Raw genomic sequence first — 17,932 nt, forward strand, 5'->3', positions numbered from 1 at the left:
AGGGAGAAAAAAGAGAGGCGGTGAACGGGCGTTGCGTCCCCTTGTATCGGTTGTCGTTCCTACTTATAATCGTCCGCACTCGCTCGCGGAACTATTAGAGTCATTAAGCAGGCAAACGTATCGGCATTTTGAGGTCGTCCTTGTCAATGACGGCGGCGAGCGCGTCGACGACATTGTCGCGCTATATCCAGAACTCGATGTCCGCCTCATTCATTGTCGCGACAATATCGGACATGTCGAGGCGAGAAACGTCGGCGTGAAAGCGACAAGCGGGGAACTCATCATGCTTTGCGATGACGATGATTTACTGCTTCCGTCTCATATGGAACGGATGGTCGCGGAAATCGCGGATGCCGATTTCGTCTATTCCGATGTGGAAATTTTTCACTACCGGATGGAAAACAATCAGCGCATCCCGACGGCCCGCTTTTTATTCGCCTATGAATATGAACGGGAAGCGATGCGGAAATTTTCGACCTATGTGCCGTCAGGGAGTTTGTACCGAAAAGCGGTTCATGACCGTCTCGGTTACTTCGATCCGTATGTTCACCATTATTGGGACTGGGACTTTTTTTTACGCGTATCCGCGACATGTCGCGTCAAACGTGTCGCCGCGGCGAGCGTATTATACGCTTTTGCGGACAACGGCGACAACTTGTCGCGACAGATGAATGACAAGCGGCGCATGTACTTAAACCGGTTAAGTGAAAAGCATGGGCTTGGCGACTTGCCGATGAAAAACTTTTGGCTGCTTCTTGAAGAGCCGGAAGTGAAAAAGCGGCGCGCCAAAAGCGAAGTGATTTGGGATGGGTCTCCGATCGTATCCAGGCTGGCGCAGCTGCAAAATCGTGTGTAAAAAATGCGGCCGGCCATTGACGAACGTTTTGCGATTTTGCTATTATAATTAGCAAAATGAAATACGCTGTAACGATGATGGATCAATAGTAGTTAACCCTCTCTTCGCTAGCGAGCCGGGGACGGTGGAAGCCCGGTGAAGATGGTTAATGAAACGGCAGTCCGGAGTTGCTTGTTCAAAAAGTGGATGCGACACGATCGCATCAACTAGGGTGGAACCGCGGGAGTTACGCTCTCGTCCCTAGGCGTAAGGCCTAGTGGCGAGGGCGTTTTGTTTTGGAAAAAAAGAAATGTGAAGGAGGAAACGAAGATGGCAGCAACAATGGAAGAAATCGTGGCCCACGCCAAACATCGCGGCTTTGTCTTTCCTGGTTCAGAAATTTACGGCGGTTTGGCGAACACATGGGATTACGGCCCGCTAGGAACGGAATTAAAAAATAACATTAAGCGGGCATGGTGGAAAAAATTTGTCCAGGAATCCCCGTATAACGTCGGCTTGGATGCGGCGATTTTAATGAACCCAAAAACGTGGGAAGCGTCCGGCCATTTAGGCAACTTCAACGATCCAATGGTCGACTGCAAACAGTGCAAAGCGCGCCACCGCGCCGACAAGCTGATTGAAAATGCGCTACAAGAAAAAGGAATCGAAATCGTGGTCGACGGACTTCCGTTTGAGAAAATGGAAGAGCTCATTCAAGAGCATCACATCGTGTGCCCGGAATGCGGCAGCCATGATTTCACGAACGTGCGCCAATTTAACTTAATGTTTAAAACATATCAAGGCGTCACTGAATCGAGCGCCAATGAAATTTATTTGCGTCCGGAAACGGCGCAAGGCATTTTCGTCAACTTCAAAAACGTGCAGCGCACAATGAGAAAGAAACTGCCGTTTGGCATCGCGCAAATCGGCAAAAGCTTCCGCAATGAAATTACGCCGGGCAACTTTACGTTCCGCACCCGCGAATTTGAACAAATGGAGCTCGAGTTTTTCTGCAAGCCTGGTGAAGAGTTGCAATGGTTTGATTACTGGAAACAGTTTTGCAAGGAATGGCTGTTGTCATTAGGGATGAAGGAGGACAATATCCGCCTCCGCGACCATACGAAAGAAGAGCTGTCGCACTACAGCAACGCGACGACGGATATCGAGTACAAGTTCCCATTCGGCTGGGGCGAGCTGTGGGGCATCGCGTCGCGGACCGATTACGATTTGAAACGGCATATGGAATATTCCGGCGAAGATTTCCATTATCTCGATCAAGAAACGAATGAGCGGTATGTTCCTTACTGCATTGAGCCGTCTCTTGGCGCGGACCGCGTCACGCTCGCGTTTATGATTGACGCCTATGACGAAGAGGAGCTCGAAGACGGCACGACGCGGACGGTGATGCATTTGCATCCGGCGCTTGCCCCTTATAAAGCAGCCATCTTCCCGCTGTCGAAAAAACTATCGGAAGGCGCGCGTCGCATTTATGAAGACCTGTCGAAATATTTCATGGTGGATTATGACGAGTCCGGTTCGATCGGCAAACGCTACCGCCGTCAAGATGAAATCGGCACCCCGTTCTGTATCACGTATGACTTTGATTCTGAACAGGACGGCATGGTGACGGTGCGCGACCGCGACACGATGGAACAAGTGCGAATCCCGATTGCCGAGCTAAAACGCTTTTTGGAAGAAAAAATACAATTTTAATCACGTAAACGACCAGCGCTTTTTGGCATGCGCTGGTTTTTTTGTTTCAAGAGGGGAAAACTATAGGTAATAGAGAAAAAGGAGGTTTAGCTACATGTTGTCACTTATTATATCCATCGTGATTGCCGCCATTATCGGGGCTATTGGTGATGCGCTTGTAAAAGCGGATATGCCCGGTGGAATCATTGGATCAATGATTGTTGGTTTTGTCGGCAGCTGGATTGGACATTGGTTGTTCGGAACATGGGGGCCTGTCATTGGCGGTTTCGCCATTATTCCTGCCATCATCGGCGCGGCAATTTTTGTCTTTTTGCTTGGGCTGATTTTCAAAAGCATGCGGAAATGAACATTTTGTTTAGAAGTGGGAGTTTAAGGTAAGGATAAATGAAATGAAACGTAAAAAAAGCTCCTCTTGCTGAGAGGGGAGCTTTTTCGTGTTTTGCAAACCGTCTGCAAACGGACGAAGCGAGTGTGAACAAAAAGCTCTCGAAAATGTGCTTGTAGGTTTGGCCAAAAGTGCTATGTTATAATAAAACATAGAATATAAACAGGCATGAGTGTTGATCCGTTTGCGAGTCTGAAAAATTTATATCGTTTTGAACGCGTTCATGTATCGCTCGCCGCGTTCGCCCTCTGCTTCTTTCTTGGGTATGAACAGTTGATGACATTTTTCGATTGAACGAGCTATGTTTTTATTTATCTAATTTTAGTACGCTCGATTTGGTACATTAATAATGAGTAAACAAAAAAGGGGTTAGCAACATGGCGATTTTGAAAAATGACTGGGCTCCACTATTGGAAGAAGAATTTCATAAGCCATATTACATAAAACTTCGCGAATTTTTGAAAGAAGAATACCGTACACGGACGATTTATCCGGACATGTATGATATTTTTAACGCACTTCACTATACGCCATATGCGCAAGTGAAAGTCGTGCTTTTAGGACAAGACCCGTACCACGGGCCGGGGCAGGCGCACGGGCTGAGCTTTTCCGTCAAACCGGGAGTGCCGCTGCCGCCGTCGCTTGTCAATATTTTTAAAGAGCTTCACGACGATTTAGGATGTTACATTCCAGACAATGGATATTTGGTAAAATGGGCGAAGCAAGGAGTGTTGTTATTAAACACTGTGTTGACGGTACGCCGCGGGCAGGCCAATTCCCATAGAGGAAAAGGATGGGAGTTTTTCACCGACCGCGTCATTGAGCTCGTAAACGAAAAACAAGATCCGGTCGTCTTTCTTTTGTGGGGGCGGCATGCGCAGGCGAAAAAAGAGCTAATTACGAATCGGCATCACTACATTATCGAAGCGCCGCATCCAAGCCCGTTTTCGGCGGCGCGCGGCTTTTTTGGCCATCGCCCGTTTTCGCGCACGAACGCGTTTTTGCAGCAATGCGGGTACGAGCCGATCGACTGGCAGATTGAGAACATAGGAAACAAAGCTTAAGCGATATGAATTGGATGAGGAGTGAATACATTGACGATTTCGATTGCGGCGATTTTGGCAAAAATGGAGGAAGAGCTGCGAAGAGCAAGGGCGGCGGATAGCCCGCAGCGCGTGCGGGAACATGTCGCCGCCGTACGCGCTTTATGTGACTTGGTGTTGGAAGAAGAGGAAAAACGAGAAATGCCGTCGGTGTCTTTACCGGAAGCGGCGCCGCTTTTGCTTCGGCAAGGAAAAGGAGAGCGAATCGACATCGGCGACGGCGCAAACGGTCCGTCGCTGTTGGATTTCTAGGGAAATGTATTTACAGCAATGCTGAAAACCCTTCATGAGCAGAAGGGTTTTTCTTTGTTGTCGAAATACGTTATGATAAGGATGAACACTGTGCAGGAGAGGGCGGAGATGTCATGAAAACGTTTGTCTTTCTTGGAGCGCTGAACGCCTTTTTAGCCGTTGCGCTTGGGGCGTTTGGGGCGCATGGGTTAGAAGGAAAGATTCCAGAGCGTTATTTAGAAATATGGAAAACGGCGGTGCAGTACCAAATGTTTCATGCGCTTGGCCTGTTGGTCGTTGGGCTGCTGCTTGGCAAGTTTCCGCAAGCAGGCTTGATCAGCACGGCCGGCTGGATTATGTTTATCGGCATCGTCTTATTTTCCGGAAGCTTGTATGTGTTAAGCGTGACGCAAATCAAACCGCTTGGAGCGATCACCCCGTTTGGCGGCGTTGCCTTTTTAATCGCATGGGTGCTGATCGGTTATGCGGCAATGAAAATAGGTTGAAAGGAGCGTTTCCATGAAGCGCTCCTTATTTTTTGGAATATAAACGGTTCTTTGCGGATGGCAAATGGCCGAAAGTTTTTCCTGACGTTCGTTTACAGGGATATGCCAAAAACAAAGAGCAATCCGAAGACCCAGTGATGCCAGGCCGCCCATTTCATGCCGCTGATTTCGTCCATCCGTTCGGCTCCATGGCGGAAGCACCAGCGAAGCCGAATGGCTAGCGGCAGAGCGAGTGGGGAAGGCATAAAAAATAAGGTTGCCAAAGCAACCTTATTGTTTGCGGTTATCGCGGGGAATAGCTGCTCAATTGCGCCGTCGCTCCAGCAAATGGATATTCGTAGGCAATTTCCCCGTCAAACGTAATATAATCAAGGTAAATCATCGGCAATAAGTAGCGCATTTCCGTTTGTGGATCTCTCAAGATTAAATGGTCGCGTCCCGCCGCTTCGATGGTTCCGCGGAATATTTTTGCGTTCCACTCACGGTTGTTTTCAAACGTCATATATACGGTAACGAGTTTTCCTTTGTTGAGGCGCAAAATGTTTTCAATGTATGACTCTTCGATTGGCAGCATGCCAGGGATGGACGGCTGGCTTGCGGTTGTCGGTGTTTGGGCCGCGAAAGAAGGCGTTTGTAAGCCAAATGCAGAAGTTGGCGCCGTCATTGGCTGCTGCATCATCGTCATTGGCTGCTGGTAGTATGGATAAGCCATTGGATAGTAAGTTTGTGGGTACATATATCCATATGGATACCACTGATAAGGTTGATAAGATTGATACGGTTGTTGACGCTCATCTTCGAGCGGGTTAAACGCATTTTCATATGAATTATTGGACATAGGGTAACCTCCTCTATGAAAGTTTAATATACTCTTGGGCACTCACTCCGCGATGGTGCATAAAAACAATGCGACTTATAACGACCGACGTTCCATTGGTTAAACCACTGCGCTGGACATTCTCCCCCTGGTTTAAAAAACCAAAGCGCGTTTGTCGCAGGATGGTACCGCCAGCCGCGAATCACTTGACGGGCTAATTGAATGTCGATGCTTCTTGCTCTTTGGTAGAAATAGCCCTTTTGCACTGCTTCAAAACCGCCCGGGCTTTGAAACACCATTTGGCGGATGGTGCGTATCCCCCGAAAGTCAAGGCAATCGGCAATGCAACGGTTCACTCCAACGTTTCCTACCAATAACATGCCAAGTCTTCCTTCACCTTCTGCTTCTGCCCGCATCAGTCTTGCCAGCAATTTGACATCTTCATCTGTGCATGCCACAACAGCCATATTGTCACCCCATACGGTCTTTTTTCTCGACAATAATAGGCTATTGCGGAAGCGAGAAATGGTGACAAATTTATAAACGAATTTCTGATTTTATATTTATGGGGAAGAAAAACGGGATATGACAGAAAAACGGGGATTGTCCAAAAAAATCGGGGATGCTTAAAGAATGCATCCCCGTTGAGGTTACACATGTAAAAATAACGGCACTTTTTCTACTGTTAAACGGTTTCCAACAAAGAAAGATCCAAATTCTCCATAGCGGGCGCTCACTTCGTCAAACCGCATTTCATAAACGAGCTTTTTAAATTGCAATGCGTCATCGGAGAATAATGTAACGCCCCATTCAAAGTCATCCAAGCCGACGGAGCCGGTGATAATTTGCGTCACTTTGCCGGCGTATTTGCGGCCAGTCATGCCATGCGCGCGCATTAAATTGCGCCGTTCTTCCATTGAAAGCATATACCAGTTGTCATTGCCTTGCCGGCGCTTGTCCATCGGATAGAAGCAAATGTGTTTCGTTTTCGGCAAAATTGGGTAAAGACGGCGGCGCACTTCCGGAATTTGATAAGGGTCCTCATCGCCGGAGGCTAAGTAGTTGCTTAGCTCGACAACGGAAACGTAAGAATAGGCCGGTACTAAACATTCGGCCAGTTTTGTTTTGTTTAGCGCCGTTTCGATTTCGTTCAATTCTTCGATCGTCGGACGTAAAATCATAAACATAATATCTGCCTTTTGACCGACGATTGTATAAATAGCGTGGCTGCCTTCTTTTTTATCTTCTGTTTCTTGCCATTTTTCAACTAAAGATAAAAACTCACGAATCGCTGCTTCACGCTCATCGCTCGTTAACGTTTTCCACGCGCTCCAGTCGATCGAGCGGAAATCATGAAGGCAATACCAGCCATCGAGTGTTTGTGCCGCTTCGCTCATATCGTTCACTCCTTGTTTATTATGTAGTTTACAGTTTCACTATACCATAGTTTAGCCAAAAAACGCGCGAAAGTCGCATAGGAAGCGAAGTAAACAGAATTATTTTAATAGAACAACTATTTGTTGTAAGGGCTTAACTTCATTGCGTTTCTCCATAATAAGAGTATGCTAGTATATAGTGGATTTTATTAATTGAGGAGGATTCGTTCGTGAGCAATGATTTATTTGCCGCTTTAAAAGCGAAAATAGCAGGAAAACAGCGCAAAATTGTCTTTCCGGAAGGTCTTGATGAGCGCATTTTAACAGCGGTCAGCCGCCTGGTGCAAGAACAGCTCGTCGTGCCGATTGTCATCGGCAATAAAGAAGCGGTGAAACAAAAAGCAAATGAGCTTGGCTTGACGCTTGAAAATGTCGAAATTATCGACCCGCAGCAATACGAGAAAATGGACGAGCTTGTTGCCGCGTTTGTTGAGCGCCGCAAAGGAAAAGTGAGCGAAGAAGCGGCGCGGCAAATGCTTCTTGACGAAAATTATTTTGGCACAATGCTTGTTTACATGGATCAAGCGCATGGGCTTGTTAGCGGCGCTGCCCATTCGACTGCCGATACGGTCCGGCCGGCATTGCAAATCATTAAAACAAAACAAGGCGTCCGCAAAACGTCAGGCGTATTTATTATGGTGCGCGGTGAGGAAAAATACGTATTTGCCGATTGCGCAATCAACATTGCCCCGGACAGCCAAGATTTAGCGGAAATCGCCGTTGAGAGCGCCAATACGGCAAGAATGTTCGATATCGAACCGCGCGTAGCGATGCTAAGCTTTTCGACAAAAGGATCGGCGAAATCGCCGGAAACGGAAAAAGTCGTTGAAGCGGTGCGAATCGCGAAAGAAATGGCGCCGGATTTAGTGTTAGACGGCGAGTTTCAATTCGACGCCGCGTTCGTTCCATCTGTCGCGAAAAAGAAAGCACCGGATTCCGTCATTCAAGGCGATGCGAACGTATTTATCTTCCCAAGCTTAGAAGCGGGAAATATTGGCTATAAAATCGCTCAACGTCTCGGTAATTTTGAAGCGATCGGTCCGATTTTGCAAGGGCTGAATAAGCCGGTCAACGACCTATCGCGCGGCTGCAACGCCGAAGATGTGTACAAACTGACGCTCATTACCGCAGCGCAATCGCTGTAACGCGGAAAAAGGATGACAATGATGGTCATCCTTTTTTTATGATATAATTTTTTCAGATTACTTTGCTAAGGAGAAAAACGCAAATGGTCCATGAATTGTTGCAGCAGGCGAGATGGCGCATTATTGACCAATCGCATTTCGGCCCGATGTTTGACGCGAAACAATCGTTTGCCATCGATGATACGCTTTGCACATCGGTTGGAACGGGACAGTCTGATGCCGTCGTCCGCACATGGGTGCATTACAATACGGTCGTGTTAGGAATTCAAGATACAAAGCTTCCCTATTTGCAGGAAGCGGTGTCTTTTTTAGAAACAAACCAATACAAGGTGATTGTCCGCAATTCCGGGGGGCTTGCCGTCGTCCTTGATGAAGGGGTGCTCAATATATCGCTTATTTTCTCGGAAACGACGAAAGCGATTGATATTAATCAAGGATATGAAGCGATGTGGCAGCTCGTCAAAACGATGTTTTCATCTTACGGTAAAGCGATTGAAGCGCGGGAAATCGTTGGTTCCTATTGTCCGGGCAGTTATGATCTCAGCATTGACGGCAAAAAATTCGCTGGCATTTCGCAGCGGCGCGTGCGCGGCGGCGCAGCGGTGCAAATTTATTTATGTGTGAGCGGAAGCGGTTCGGCGCGCGCCGAGTTAATCCGCCGTTTTTATGAGCTCGGATTGCAAGGGGAAGCGACGAAGTTTTCCTATCCGGCCATTGTCCCAAGCACGATGGCGTCGCTTTCGGAATTGCTCGGGGACGAGCTGACAATCCCAGCGGTGATGCTTCTTTTATTGCGCACGCTCCAGTCGTTTGGCGGAAAGCTGTATTCCTCGACGCTGACGGGAGAAGAGCTGTCTTTATACGAACATTATTGGGAGCGCATCGTTAGCCGCAATGAAAAAGCGTTCGTCAAATGATAACGGCTGCCCTAGGAAAACAGGGCAGCCGTTATTACTCTGCAATTTTTTCCAAATTTCCGTTTTGGTCCATTCGAAATTTGAGCGCCTGCCGCTCCTCTTCTTCTTGCAAAACAAGCTTGCGAGCTCTATTAATAATTCTTACCAATGTTTCATAATCTTCTTGAATCGTGGAAGAGTTTTCTTCTAGTTTGGCAATTTTCTTTTCTAATTCTTTATTTTTCGCCCGCATTTCTTCATTTTCTTTGCGCAGACGTTCATTTTCTTTTGTGATCGCTTCGTGCTGGCGGTAAGTCGTTTTCAATGTTTGCAAAAAGGAAATCACTTGATCTAATGTAATCGATGCTGATTCACTAGCGGGAGATACAACCGCCGGCAATTGGGTGATTTCCCCGATTTCTGCTAGCGAAGGAACAGGAGGATTGTAAAGCAGTTTTTTCTTCCCGCCTTGCTGTTTGCCTAAAAGCCGCTGTCTTTCTTTGCGCTGCCGTTTGGCAAGCTGCAGTGCTTGTTCGTAACGGCGCCGGACGACCGCATTCCAGCGGAACCCGCAGGCCGCCGCTGTCCGGTTTAATTTATCGCCGACTTCTTCAAAGGCGTTTAGCTGTGTGCTTCCTTCTCGCACATGGCGCAACACCGTTTCCGCTAATAGCAAATCATCTTCTTCTGTCCATGCATCTTGTCGTTGCTTCATCGTTCTCAACTCCCCTTTTTTTCTTGTTTGCTAGTAGAAGCATGGACAAAAATAGTAAATCTTATACATTTTTTAGTTTCGGTGAATCAAAAATTGCAAGAATTGTGAACGAACCACATGCTAGGAGCATAATAGAGGAAGGAAATGGAAGGTAAGCCGGAAGCCAACAAACTTGCAATAGGCAAAAAGAAGCGTTAGAATACACGATAGTGTAAACAAACGCAAGCGAGCGCAGAGAAAGGGTGAGCCAGCATGGCAAATGAATTTCGCGTTTGTGATGATTGCAAAGCGCCAAATTTGAAAACGTTAATTCCGCGTTTAAAAAAGTTGGATCCCAACGCAACGATTAAAATCGGCTGCCAATCGTATTGCGGCCCGGGCCGCAAAAAAACGTTTGCCTTTGTCAATAACCGTCCGGTCGCGGCGCTGACAGAGGATGAGCTGATTGAGAAAATTGCCGAAAGATTAAAGAAGAGTTAAAAAATCGCCTTCCTTTTTGACGAGAAGGTGATTTTTTGTTTCTATTTTTAGGAAATAATGAGAGGTAAAGCCGGAAAAATCAAGTATTTCTTTATAAAAGAAAACGGCTTATAATAGATTCATGTTAGAAATGGAAGAGGGGATAACATGGCATATCCCGGCGGGCAGTTGAGTGAAGAAAAAGTATTTAAAGATCCAGTGCATCGGTACATACACGTTCGTGATAAAGTGATTTGGGATTTGATTGGAACGAAAGAATTTCAGCGTTTGCGCCGCATTAAACAACTCGGCACGACATATTTGACGTTTCACGGCGCCGAGCATAGCCGTTTTAACCATTCGCTTGGCGTCTACGAAATTATTCGCCGCATTATTGATGATGTGTTCGTCGGCCGCGAACATTGGGACCACAGCGAGCGGCTTCTTTGCCTATGTGCGGCGCTATTGCATGATTTAGGCCACGGGCCGTTCTCCCATTCCTTTGAAAAAGTGTTTCGGCTCGATCATGAAGATTTCACCCAGGCGATTATTTTAGGGGATACGGAAGTGAACGCCGTGCTCCGCCGCGTCAGCGACGATTTCCCGAAAAAAGTGGCGGAAGTAATTGCGAAAACGTATCCGAATAAGCTTGTTGTCAGTTTGATTTCCAGTCAAATCGACGCCGACCGGATGGATTATTTGCTAAGAGATGCGTATTATACCGGCGTCAGCTACGGCAATTTTGATATGGAACGGATTTTGCGCGTTATGCGTCCGCGTGAAGACCAAGTCGTTATTAAGCGCAGCGGCATGCACGCGGTCGAGGACTATATTATGAGCCGCTATCAAATGTATTGGCAAGTCTATTTCCATCCGGTCACGCGTAGCGCCGAGGTCATTTTAACGAAAATTTTACACCGGGCAAAAAGGCTGTATGAAGAAGGATATGAGTTTCAAACGAAGCCGATTCATTTTTATTCGTTTTTTACTGGGACGGTAGAATTGCAAGATTATTTGCAGCTTGATGAGGCGGTGATTTTGTTTTATTTTCAACAGTGGCAGCACGAACGCGATGCGATTTTAAGCGACCTATGCCGCCGTTTTGTCAACCGTCATTTATTCAAATATGTCGAATTTAATCCAACAAATGAACAGATGACAAAGCTGATCGAACTGACCGGCTTGTTTAAAAAAGCGGGCATTGATCCGGAATATTACTTAGTCGTCGATTCTTCGTCCGATTTGCCGTATGACTTTTACCGTCCCGGCGAGGAAGGAGAGCGGCTGCCGATTTATTTATTGATGCCGAACGGAGAGCTCCGCGAGCTGTCGCGGGAATCGGTGCTTGTCGATGCGATTTCCGGCAAGCGCAGAACCGACCATAAGTTATATTTTCCCGCTGATTTCATTTATGATTTTTCGACAAAGCGGACGACAAAGAAAAAAATTATTGAAATTTTAGAGGGTTAGGAGATGACGGGAAGTGTTCACAGAGCATGCGAAAGTGATGAAGGCGCTGGCGGCAGCGGGGGAAATCGTCGGTCGCAAAAAGCTGCAAAAAATGATTTACATCGCGAAAAAATTGCAGTTTCCGTTTTATGAGAAATTTGATTTTCATTTTTACGGACCGTATTCGGAAGAATTAACATGCCGCATTGAGGAGCTTTGTGATTTAGGGTTTTTGCACGAAGTAAAAGAGAAAAAAGGCGGTTATTTTCAATATCGCTACACGCTGACGGAAGCGGGTATGCAGTTTTTAAACCATTACGAGTTGGACATGCCTCATTTGCGTGAATGCATGCAAGAGATGAACGGGCAAAATTCGCGGTTTTTAGAGCTTGTATCGACGGTGCTCTACTTTGAACATTTACCGAAAGAAGAAGTGAAAGAAAAAGTATTTTTATTAAAAAGCAAGCAGCGCTATACGGAAGAAGAAGTGGAACAGGCGTATACCTATATTGAACAATTGCGTGCTAAAGTAAAAAACGAAGTCCACGCCTGAACGGGACTTCGTTTTTTCGTTGCGTTAATGAGGCAGAAAGGCAAGCTGATAGAAGAAGAGAACAGCAAAAATATATACGAGCGGATGCACCTCGCGCCATTTGCCTCGCGTGATTTTTAACAGAGGGTACGAAATAAACCCTAACGCGATTCCCGTGGCGATGCTTGAAGTCAGCGGCATGCTTAAAATGATGAGAAACGCCGGGAATGCTTCATCTAATTGATCCCACTGAATATGGGCGATGTTTCCCATCATTAAGCTTCCGACGATAATTAACGCCGGCGCGGTAATCGCTGAAATGCCGGATACGGCGCCAACAAGCGGCCCAAAAAAGGCGGATAAGGCAAATAAGAGGGCGACCGTCAGCGCTGTAATACCCGTACGCCCTCCGGCGGCAACGCCGGAAGAAGATTCGATATACGCCGATGTCGGGCTTGTGCCGAACATTGCGCCGATCGTCGTCGCAATCGAGTCGGAAAGCAGCGCCTCGCGAGCGCGCGGCATCGTTTTTCCTTTCATCAGTCCGGCTTGCTGGGCGACGCCAATCATCGTTCCCGTCGTGTCAAAAATCGTCACAAGCAAAAAGGAAAACACAACGGCGTACAATCCGTATTGAATGACATCGCCGATGGCGGTAAGGGGATTGGCGACAACAAGCCCTTCCGGAAGCGATGGCACGGAAACGAAGCCTTTGTCAAATTTCAATTGTCCGGTGAAATAAGCAATCACTCCGGTAATGACCATCCCGAAAAAGAGCGCGCCGTTGACGCCAAGCGACATAAGCACAAGCGTAACCGCTAAACCGACCAACGTCAAAATGACCGATGGCGAGTGCAAATTGCCTAACGCGACCAAGTTTTGTGGATGCGCTTGAATGATGCCAGTGAGGCGCATGCCGATAAAGGCGATAAACAAGCCGATTCCCGCGGTAATGCCATGTTTTAAGTTTTCTGGAATTGCTTCGATCAGTTTGCTGCGAAACGGCGTGAGCGACAAAATGACGAAAAGGATTCCGGCAACGAACACAGCCGAGAATGCTGTTTCATAGGAAATATTGCCATGCGATCCGACAACGGAGTAAGCAAAATACGCGTTTAACCCCATTCCCGGCGCAATCGCGATCGGATAGTTAGCAAATAGCGCCATCCATAGCGTTCCGATGACGGTGGCGATAATCGTAGCGGTGAAGACCTGAGAAAACGGAACGCCGGCATCCGATAATACAACAGGGTTCACGACGATGATATATACCATCGTTAAAAACGTCGTCAATCCGGCAATGATTTCTGTTTTTAAATTCGTGTTATGTTTCCTTAAATCAAACATCATTTACCTCCAAAAACGAACATTTTTAAATGCATATATAATAATATTCGTTTTTTAAAAAATCCGCAATAAAAAAGCAAGGAACAAATAAAAAGTTCCTTGCCTGCACGCTCATTATTCGTCGCTCAACCGTTTACCGCCGACAGCGTAATGATTTTTCGTCATTTCTTCAATGAAAACGACGATTTTGTCTTTCGAAGCGCCCGTTGTTTCGGCGACTGCTTCTGTCACTTTTTCGACAAGCGCCTTTTTCTGTTCTTCCGTGCGTCCTTCAAGCATTTTGATCGTTACGTAAGGCATCGGTGCTCCTCCTTTTTGTCATCTCTTGTCGTGTTGATTATATCGTCAACTACCCACCACTTAGAGCCTAGAGGCTTTTGAAGTGGGGGCTTGTAACTACCCAGAAGTGCAAGCGGTTCTTTTACGAACCTCCTTCCTTGACTTGGTGTTACTTTAGGCAGGTTGACAACTGCCCAGCGATCCAGGGCATGCCTGTACCGCTACTGGTTCGTTCCGATTCGTCTGTTGGCAGTACTCATTTTCCACACACAACAGACGGCGAAGATGACGCTCGATATTTTACGGTTGCAACGATTCTGCAACCAACCTCCTATATCGAGTAGTCGATGGAGTGCCTTATCCAACGGTTTTCTCCATAAGTTAATGATAGCATATTAGAAGAGAAAGGAGGAAGGCGCATTCCTCCCCCACTTACTCATTGGGCTCCGCCCTTCTCATTCGTTGAAGTGGGGGTCTCCTGCGCTAAAACGATGAAAAAAAGAACTTCAGTCCACTTTTTCCAGTAAATCATGTATACTAAAAATAAATGTAATGTGTGGAAAAAGGAGTTAAACAGAGTGGAACATTTATTGCCATACCCGTTAAGTGAAATTCCATATGTATTGCTGACGCTGGCGATCGCCTTTTCGGTACATGAATTCGCCCATGCTTACGTCGCTTATAAATTTGGCGATCCGACGGCCAAACATGAGGGCAGGCTGACGCTATCGCCGCTTGCCCATTTGGATCTGTTTGGTACGTTGCTCATTTTTCTTGCTGGTTTCGGCTGGGCAAAGCCTGTTCCGGTCAACCGCTTTCATTTTAAACATCCGCGTCTTGCCGGGATCCTTGTATCGATTGCCGGCCCGCTAAGCAATTTATTGCTTGCCGCGCTTGGGTTTCTTGTCTGGTATAGCATGATTCATTTCGGCGTCATGCGGGCGCTTCCCGATTGGTTTGCCGCGGGGTTTGACCTCTTTTTTCAAATTTTTATTGGTTTAAATGTTGTGTTGTTTATTTTTAACTTGCTTCCGTTTCCGCCCCTTGATGGGTATCGGATTATCGAAGATTTAGCCCCGCAAGGTGTTCGTGCGAAAATGACGCAATGGGAAAGCTATGGGATGCTTTTGTTTCTCATTTTAGTGCTGACCCCGCTTGACAGTTATACGATCGAGCCGATTTTTCAGGTGGCGATTCCATTTGTCCTTGAAAATTTGCAATCATTTTTTGCCGAATTGTTCATGTGACAGGAAGGAGGAGGTTTAATGGAAAAAAAGAAGAAAAACATCGGGTTTAATATTATTAAAGACGATCCGACCGACGGCCACCGCGGTTTTGGCGCCGGGGCGTTAAGTTTGGAGAACGTTTCCCCGGTGATTATTGATGTCGAAGCGGGTGAGGCGTTCGTCGACATGGGCGCGATGCATGCCCGCAGCGCGGTGGAGCGGGGCATTAAATTTTTGCCAAACCGTGATGAAGTACCGAATGGCAAGCCGTATTGGATCGTCTGGGTCACGATTGAACGGAGAGAAGACGGGCCGTATTATGCCGGTGTGACCGCCTGCGAAATGACGGTCGATAGGGAAACGCGCCGCGGCTACAAACTGCTGCCAGAGCATGTGAATCGTTTAGATAAATCGCTAAAACGGCACATTATCGTTGATCATATGGATGAGAAATCAAAACGGGTGCTTGCCGACTTTTTAAAACAACATGATATGGAGATGTGGAATCGTTCCAGCGACGAATTGAAAAAAGGGTTGGAAGGAGAAAAGTAAATCCTCTCTGTATCAAATAAGCTGGCCCCGGCACAAAAGAGAAAGCAACGCGATGAGACGGAAGGCTGTTTTTTTGCATGGGGATAGGCTGGCATTTTTCAGTAAATTCCATATATGTGACGGTTTTGTGAACGTATTATGACGGGTACTTGTAGTTTATAGGGAAAAAGGGTAAACTAAACCTACATGTATAACACAATAAAACTAGGACGAGAAAACCCCTCAAGCGTATCACGCTTGGGGGGTTTTCTTCTAAAACCAAGGGAACCATTTTTCGAACCAATGTTTCTTTTTCTCTTTTTTCTTTGCTTTCTTTTCAGGTAAATGATCTGTGCAGTATTCGTTCGGTTCGGTGCCGGTAATATAATAAGTAAGCCGCCTTACTGGACATGATTTTGTCGCAAGTTTGCCGTTATCTGGATCGACGTACACGCCGACGACGCCTTTTGTCGGCTTAAACTTTTTCTTTGGCTTTCCTTGCAAGCTTTTTTCCATGAAGCGAACCCAAATTTGTTTTGCATATTGTTTCTCCACCATTTTATCAATCGTTTCCCCGCGGTCGTAACCCGTCCATACTCCTGCTACTAATTGCGGCGCAAATCCGATCATCCAGCTATCCGTTTCGGTTGTTCCCGATTTGCCGGCATATGGACGTGTTATCTGTTTGCGAATCGATTGGCCGGTTACCGTCGTGTAATCATTTAATTTCGGGTCAAACATGCCCGTCATCAGCTGGGTCGTGACGTAAGCGGCGTCAGGATCAAGCACTTGTTTGCTTTCCGGTTTGTATTCGTAAATGATTTCTCCCTGCTGGTTGACGACTTTTTTGATAAAAACAGGCTCGACTTTTTTGCCGTTATTAGCAAAGGCGCTGTAGGCTTTGACCATATCGATCACTTTGACCGGCGAGGTGCCGAGCGCTAGCGACGGGACTGCCTTTAATTTGCTTGTAATCCCTAGCTTTTTTGCCGTTTCCACGAGCTTGTTTTCACCGATAAATAAATGGGTTTTAACGGCAAACACGTTATCCGATAAGGCGATTGCCTGCGCAAGTGTAATCGCGTCATTGGCATAGTAGTCATTATAGTTATGCGGGGTATAGGTCGCTTTGCCGTTATCAAACGTAAACGTCGTCAGTTCGCTGCGCATTTGCGTGGAAGGGGTGAAACCTTCGCGAATTGCGGCATAGTATAAAAACGGTTTAAAGGTGGATCCCGGCTGCCGCTGTGCCTGCACAGCGCGGTTAAACGGACTTTTTTCATAGTCCCTGCCGCCGACGAGCGCTTTTACTTCTCCCGTGCGCGGGTCCATCGCGACGAGTGCGGCTTGAATTTGGGAGTGCGGGTCAATGATCGCGTTTATTTCCTGTTCCGCGATTTTTTGCATGTGCGGATCGAGCGATGTATATACGCGCAGGCCGCCCAACTCGATTGTTCGTTCGTCAAGTCCTAATTGATTGCGCAGCACATGTTTAACAACGTCTTGAAAATAAGGGGCAATATTTTTTTGTTTCATTTCGTGATGATGTGTATAAACAAGCTTGTCTTGATACGCTTGCTCCGCTTCTTTTTTGTTGATGTATCCGGATTGTTCCATCGATAACAGCACCGTTTTTTGCCGCGCCTTGGCCCTCTTTTCGTTAATCAACGGAGAGTAGTAGTACGGACCTTTCGGGATGCCGGCTAACATCGCCGCTTCGCTTAGCGTAAGGTCTTTTGCATGTTTGCCGAAATAATAGCGGGCCGCTGCCTCGATCCCGTAAGCGCCGTGACCGTAGTAAATCGTGTTCAAATAACCTTCAAGAATTTGATTTTTGCTGTAATTTGCTTCAAGGCGGATCGTGTAAAGCGCCTCTTGTAATTTTCTTGTCCATGTCTTATCGTGAGTTAAAAATAAATTGCGCGCGTATTGCTGAGTGATCGTGCTCGCTCCTTGTACTTTCGCCATCGCTTTTATATCCGCGGCGACAGCGCCGATAATCCGTTTGATATCAAAGCCGTGATGTTCGTAAAACTTGCGGTCTTCTACAGCAATTGTCGCCTGTATGACATAAGGGGATATATCGTCAAGCTTGACCCAGTAGCGCTTTTGCCCGTTATCGCTTTCGCCGATTTTTGTGCCGTCATCTGCATAAAAAATCGTTGTTTGCGGCACCGCTAAAGGAGGAGCGCCTTTGATTTTTGCAAATAAGATGAAGCCGCCAAGCGTAACGGCCGATAAGATTGCTAGGATGAAACTAATAAAGGCGAACGCCCGAATATATTTCCACGTCCCGCGAAACCGGCTGCTTGGGATGATTTCCAACG

Annotated in this window: 20 protein-coding genes and 1 pseudogene; 14 read left to right on the plus strand and 7 right to left on the minus strand. The window is 46.8% G+C overall.

The window, feature by feature from the left end:
• Positions 1 to 13: 13 nt before the first annotated feature.
• The 7 genes and pseudogenes from AC1WMD_RS12440 to AC1WMD_RS12470 form a co-directional block, all read left to right on the plus strand.
• Positions 14 to 856: pseudogene (locus tag AC1WMD_RS12440) on the plus strand (glycosyltransferase family 2 protein); the annotation flags it as partial.
• A 309-nt stretch (positions 857 to 1,165) separates the two neighbouring features.
• Positions 1,166 to 2,548, plus strand: coding sequence for a glycine--tRNA ligase (locus AC1WMD_RS12445; protein ID WP_494257450.1), 1,383 nt, complete (start codon positions 1,166 to 1,168; stop codon positions 2,546 to 2,548).
• A 94-nt stretch (positions 2,549 to 2,642) separates the two neighbouring features.
• Positions 2,643 to 2,894, plus strand: a complete 252-nt coding sequence (locus tag AC1WMD_RS12450; RefSeq protein ID WP_166907574.1) for a GlsB/YeaQ/YmgE family stress response membrane protein — start codon at positions 2,643 to 2,645, stop codon at positions 2,892 to 2,894.
• 416 nt (positions 2,895 to 3,310) lie between these two features.
• Positions 3,311 to 3,997, plus strand: coding sequence for a uracil-DNA glycosylase (locus tag AC1WMD_RS12455; RefSeq protein WP_494257451.1), 687 nt, complete (start codon positions 3,311 to 3,313; stop codon positions 3,995 to 3,997).
• 30 nt (positions 3,998 to 4,027) lie between these two features.
• Positions 4,028 to 4,288 carry a YwdI family protein gene (locus tag AC1WMD_RS12460; RefSeq protein ID WP_494257452.1) on the plus strand — a complete coding sequence of 87 codons (261 nt, stop codon included), beginning with the start codon at positions 4,028 to 4,030 and terminating at the stop codon, positions 4,286 to 4,288.
• A gap of 113 nt (positions 4,289 to 4,401) precedes the next feature.
• Positions 4,402 to 4,773: a DUF423 domain-containing protein gene (locus AC1WMD_RS12465; protein WP_043906312.1), complete on the plus strand. Its 372-nt coding sequence runs from the start codon at positions 4,402 to 4,404 to the stop codon at positions 4,771 to 4,773.
• 32 nt (positions 4,774 to 4,805) lie between these two features.
• A complete protein-coding gene (locus tag AC1WMD_RS12470; RefSeq protein ID WP_043906311.1) occupies positions 4,806 to 4,994 on the plus strand; it encodes a hypothetical protein in 189 nt (62 codons plus the stop codon).
• A 62-nt stretch (positions 4,995 to 5,056) separates the two neighbouring features.
• On the opposite strand, the gene gerQ is transcribed toward AC1WMD_RS12470, so the two are convergent.
• The 3 genes from gerQ to hemQ all read right to left on the minus strand — a co-directional run bounded on the left by gerQ (position 5,057) and on the right by hemQ (position 6,987).
• The gene (gerQ, locus tag AC1WMD_RS12475; RefSeq protein ID WP_043906310.1) at positions 5,057 to 5,611 is read right to left on the minus strand and encodes a spore coat protein GerQ; all 555 of its coding nucleotides are present in this window, start codon (positions 5,609 to 5,611) and stop codon (positions 5,057 to 5,059) included.
• A 23-nt stretch (positions 5,612 to 5,634) separates the two neighbouring features.
• Positions 5,635 to 6,057, minus strand: a complete 423-nt coding sequence (locus AC1WMD_RS12480) for a cell wall hydrolase (RefSeq protein WP_043906309.1) — start codon at positions 6,055 to 6,057, stop codon at positions 5,635 to 5,637.
• Positions 6,058 to 6,240: 183 nt separating this feature from the next.
• Complete coding sequence (gene hemQ, locus AC1WMD_RS12485; protein WP_043906308.1) at positions 6,241 to 6,987, minus strand: hydrogen peroxide-dependent heme synthase; 747 nt, start codon at positions 6,985 to 6,987, stop codon at positions 6,241 to 6,243.
• Positions 6,988 to 7,196: 209 nt separating this feature from the next.
• Here hemQ and pta point away from each other — a divergent pair, with 209 nt between their 5' ends.
• A complete protein-coding gene (gene pta, locus AC1WMD_RS12490; protein ID WP_043906307.1) occupies positions 7,197 to 8,171 on the plus strand; it encodes a phosphate acetyltransferase in 975 nt (324 codons plus the stop codon).
• An 83-nt stretch (positions 8,172 to 8,254) separates the two neighbouring features.
• Positions 8,255 to 9,088 (plus strand): octanoyl-[GcvH]:protein N-octanoyltransferase, encoded by an 834-nt coding sequence (gene lipL / locus AC1WMD_RS12495; protein WP_043906306.1) that lies wholly within the window; start codon positions 8,255 to 8,257, stop codon positions 9,086 to 9,088.
• A 34-nt stretch (positions 9,089 to 9,122) separates the two neighbouring features.
• Here the strand turns inward: lipL and AC1WMD_RS12500 are convergent, their stop codons facing one another.
• Positions 9,123 to 9,782, minus strand: a complete 660-nt coding sequence (locus AC1WMD_RS12500) for an RsfA family transcriptional regulator (RefSeq protein ID WP_043906305.1) — start codon at positions 9,780 to 9,782, stop codon at positions 9,123 to 9,125.
• Between the two features lie 252 nt (positions 9,783 to 10,034).
• Here AC1WMD_RS12500 and AC1WMD_RS12505 point away from each other — a divergent pair, with 252 nt between their 5' ends.
• From AC1WMD_RS12505 to AC1WMD_RS12515, 3 genes are all read left to right on the plus strand, one after another.
• The gene (locus AC1WMD_RS12505) at positions 10,035 to 10,262 is read left to right on the plus strand and encodes a YuzB family protein (RefSeq protein ID WP_043906304.1); all 228 of its coding nucleotides are present in this window, start codon (positions 10,035 to 10,037) and stop codon (positions 10,260 to 10,262) included.
• A gap of 147 nt (positions 10,263 to 10,409) precedes the next feature.
• Positions 10,410 to 11,711, plus strand: coding sequence for an HD domain-containing protein (locus AC1WMD_RS12510; protein ID WP_017436924.1), 1,302 nt, complete (start codon positions 10,410 to 10,412; stop codon positions 11,709 to 11,711).
• A gap of 13 nt (positions 11,712 to 11,724) precedes the next feature.
• Positions 11,725 to 12,243 (plus strand): YwgA family protein, encoded by a 519-nt coding sequence (locus tag AC1WMD_RS12515; RefSeq protein WP_043906303.1) that lies wholly within the window; start codon positions 11,725 to 11,727, stop codon positions 12,241 to 12,243.
• Positions 12,244 to 12,267: 24 nt separating this feature from the next.
• Here AC1WMD_RS12515 and AC1WMD_RS12520 read toward each other — a convergent pair whose 3' ends face one another.
• Positions 12,268 to 13,569, minus strand: coding sequence for an NCS2 family permease (locus tag AC1WMD_RS12520; protein WP_043906302.1), 1,302 nt, complete (start codon positions 13,567 to 13,569; stop codon positions 12,268 to 12,270).
• Between the two features lie 114 nt (positions 13,570 to 13,683).
• Positions 13,684 to 13,869 (minus strand): 2-hydroxymuconate tautomerase, encoded by a 186-nt coding sequence (thmT, locus tag AC1WMD_RS12525; RefSeq protein ID WP_043906301.1) that lies wholly within the window; start codon positions 13,867 to 13,869, stop codon positions 13,684 to 13,686.
• Between the two features lie 557 nt (positions 13,870 to 14,426).
• On the opposite strand from thmT, the gene AC1WMD_RS12530 reads away from it, so the two are divergent.
• Both AC1WMD_RS12530 and AC1WMD_RS12535 read left to right on the plus strand, forming a co-directional pair.
• The gene (locus tag AC1WMD_RS12530) at positions 14,427 to 15,095 is read left to right on the plus strand and encodes a site-2 protease family protein (protein ID WP_494257453.1); all 669 of its coding nucleotides are present in this window, start codon (positions 14,427 to 14,429) and stop codon (positions 15,093 to 15,095) included.
• Positions 15,096 to 15,113: 18 nt separating this feature from the next.
• Entirely contained in the window at positions 15,114 to 15,626 is a 513-nt protein-coding gene (locus AC1WMD_RS12535; protein ID WP_043906299.1) for a YwhD family protein, read from the plus strand.
• A gap of 252 nt (positions 15,627 to 15,878) precedes the next feature.
• Here the strand turns inward: AC1WMD_RS12535 and AC1WMD_RS12540 are convergent, their stop codons facing one another.
• Positions 15,879 to 17,930: a transglycosylase domain-containing protein gene (locus AC1WMD_RS12540; protein ID WP_043906298.1), complete on the minus strand. Its 2,052-nt coding sequence runs from the start codon at positions 17,928 to 17,930 to the stop codon at positions 15,879 to 15,881.
• Between the last annotated feature and the right edge of the window lie 2 nt (positions 17,931 to 17,932).

It is taken from the genome of Parageobacillus sp. NEAU-HV-2 (assembly GCF_059115485.1).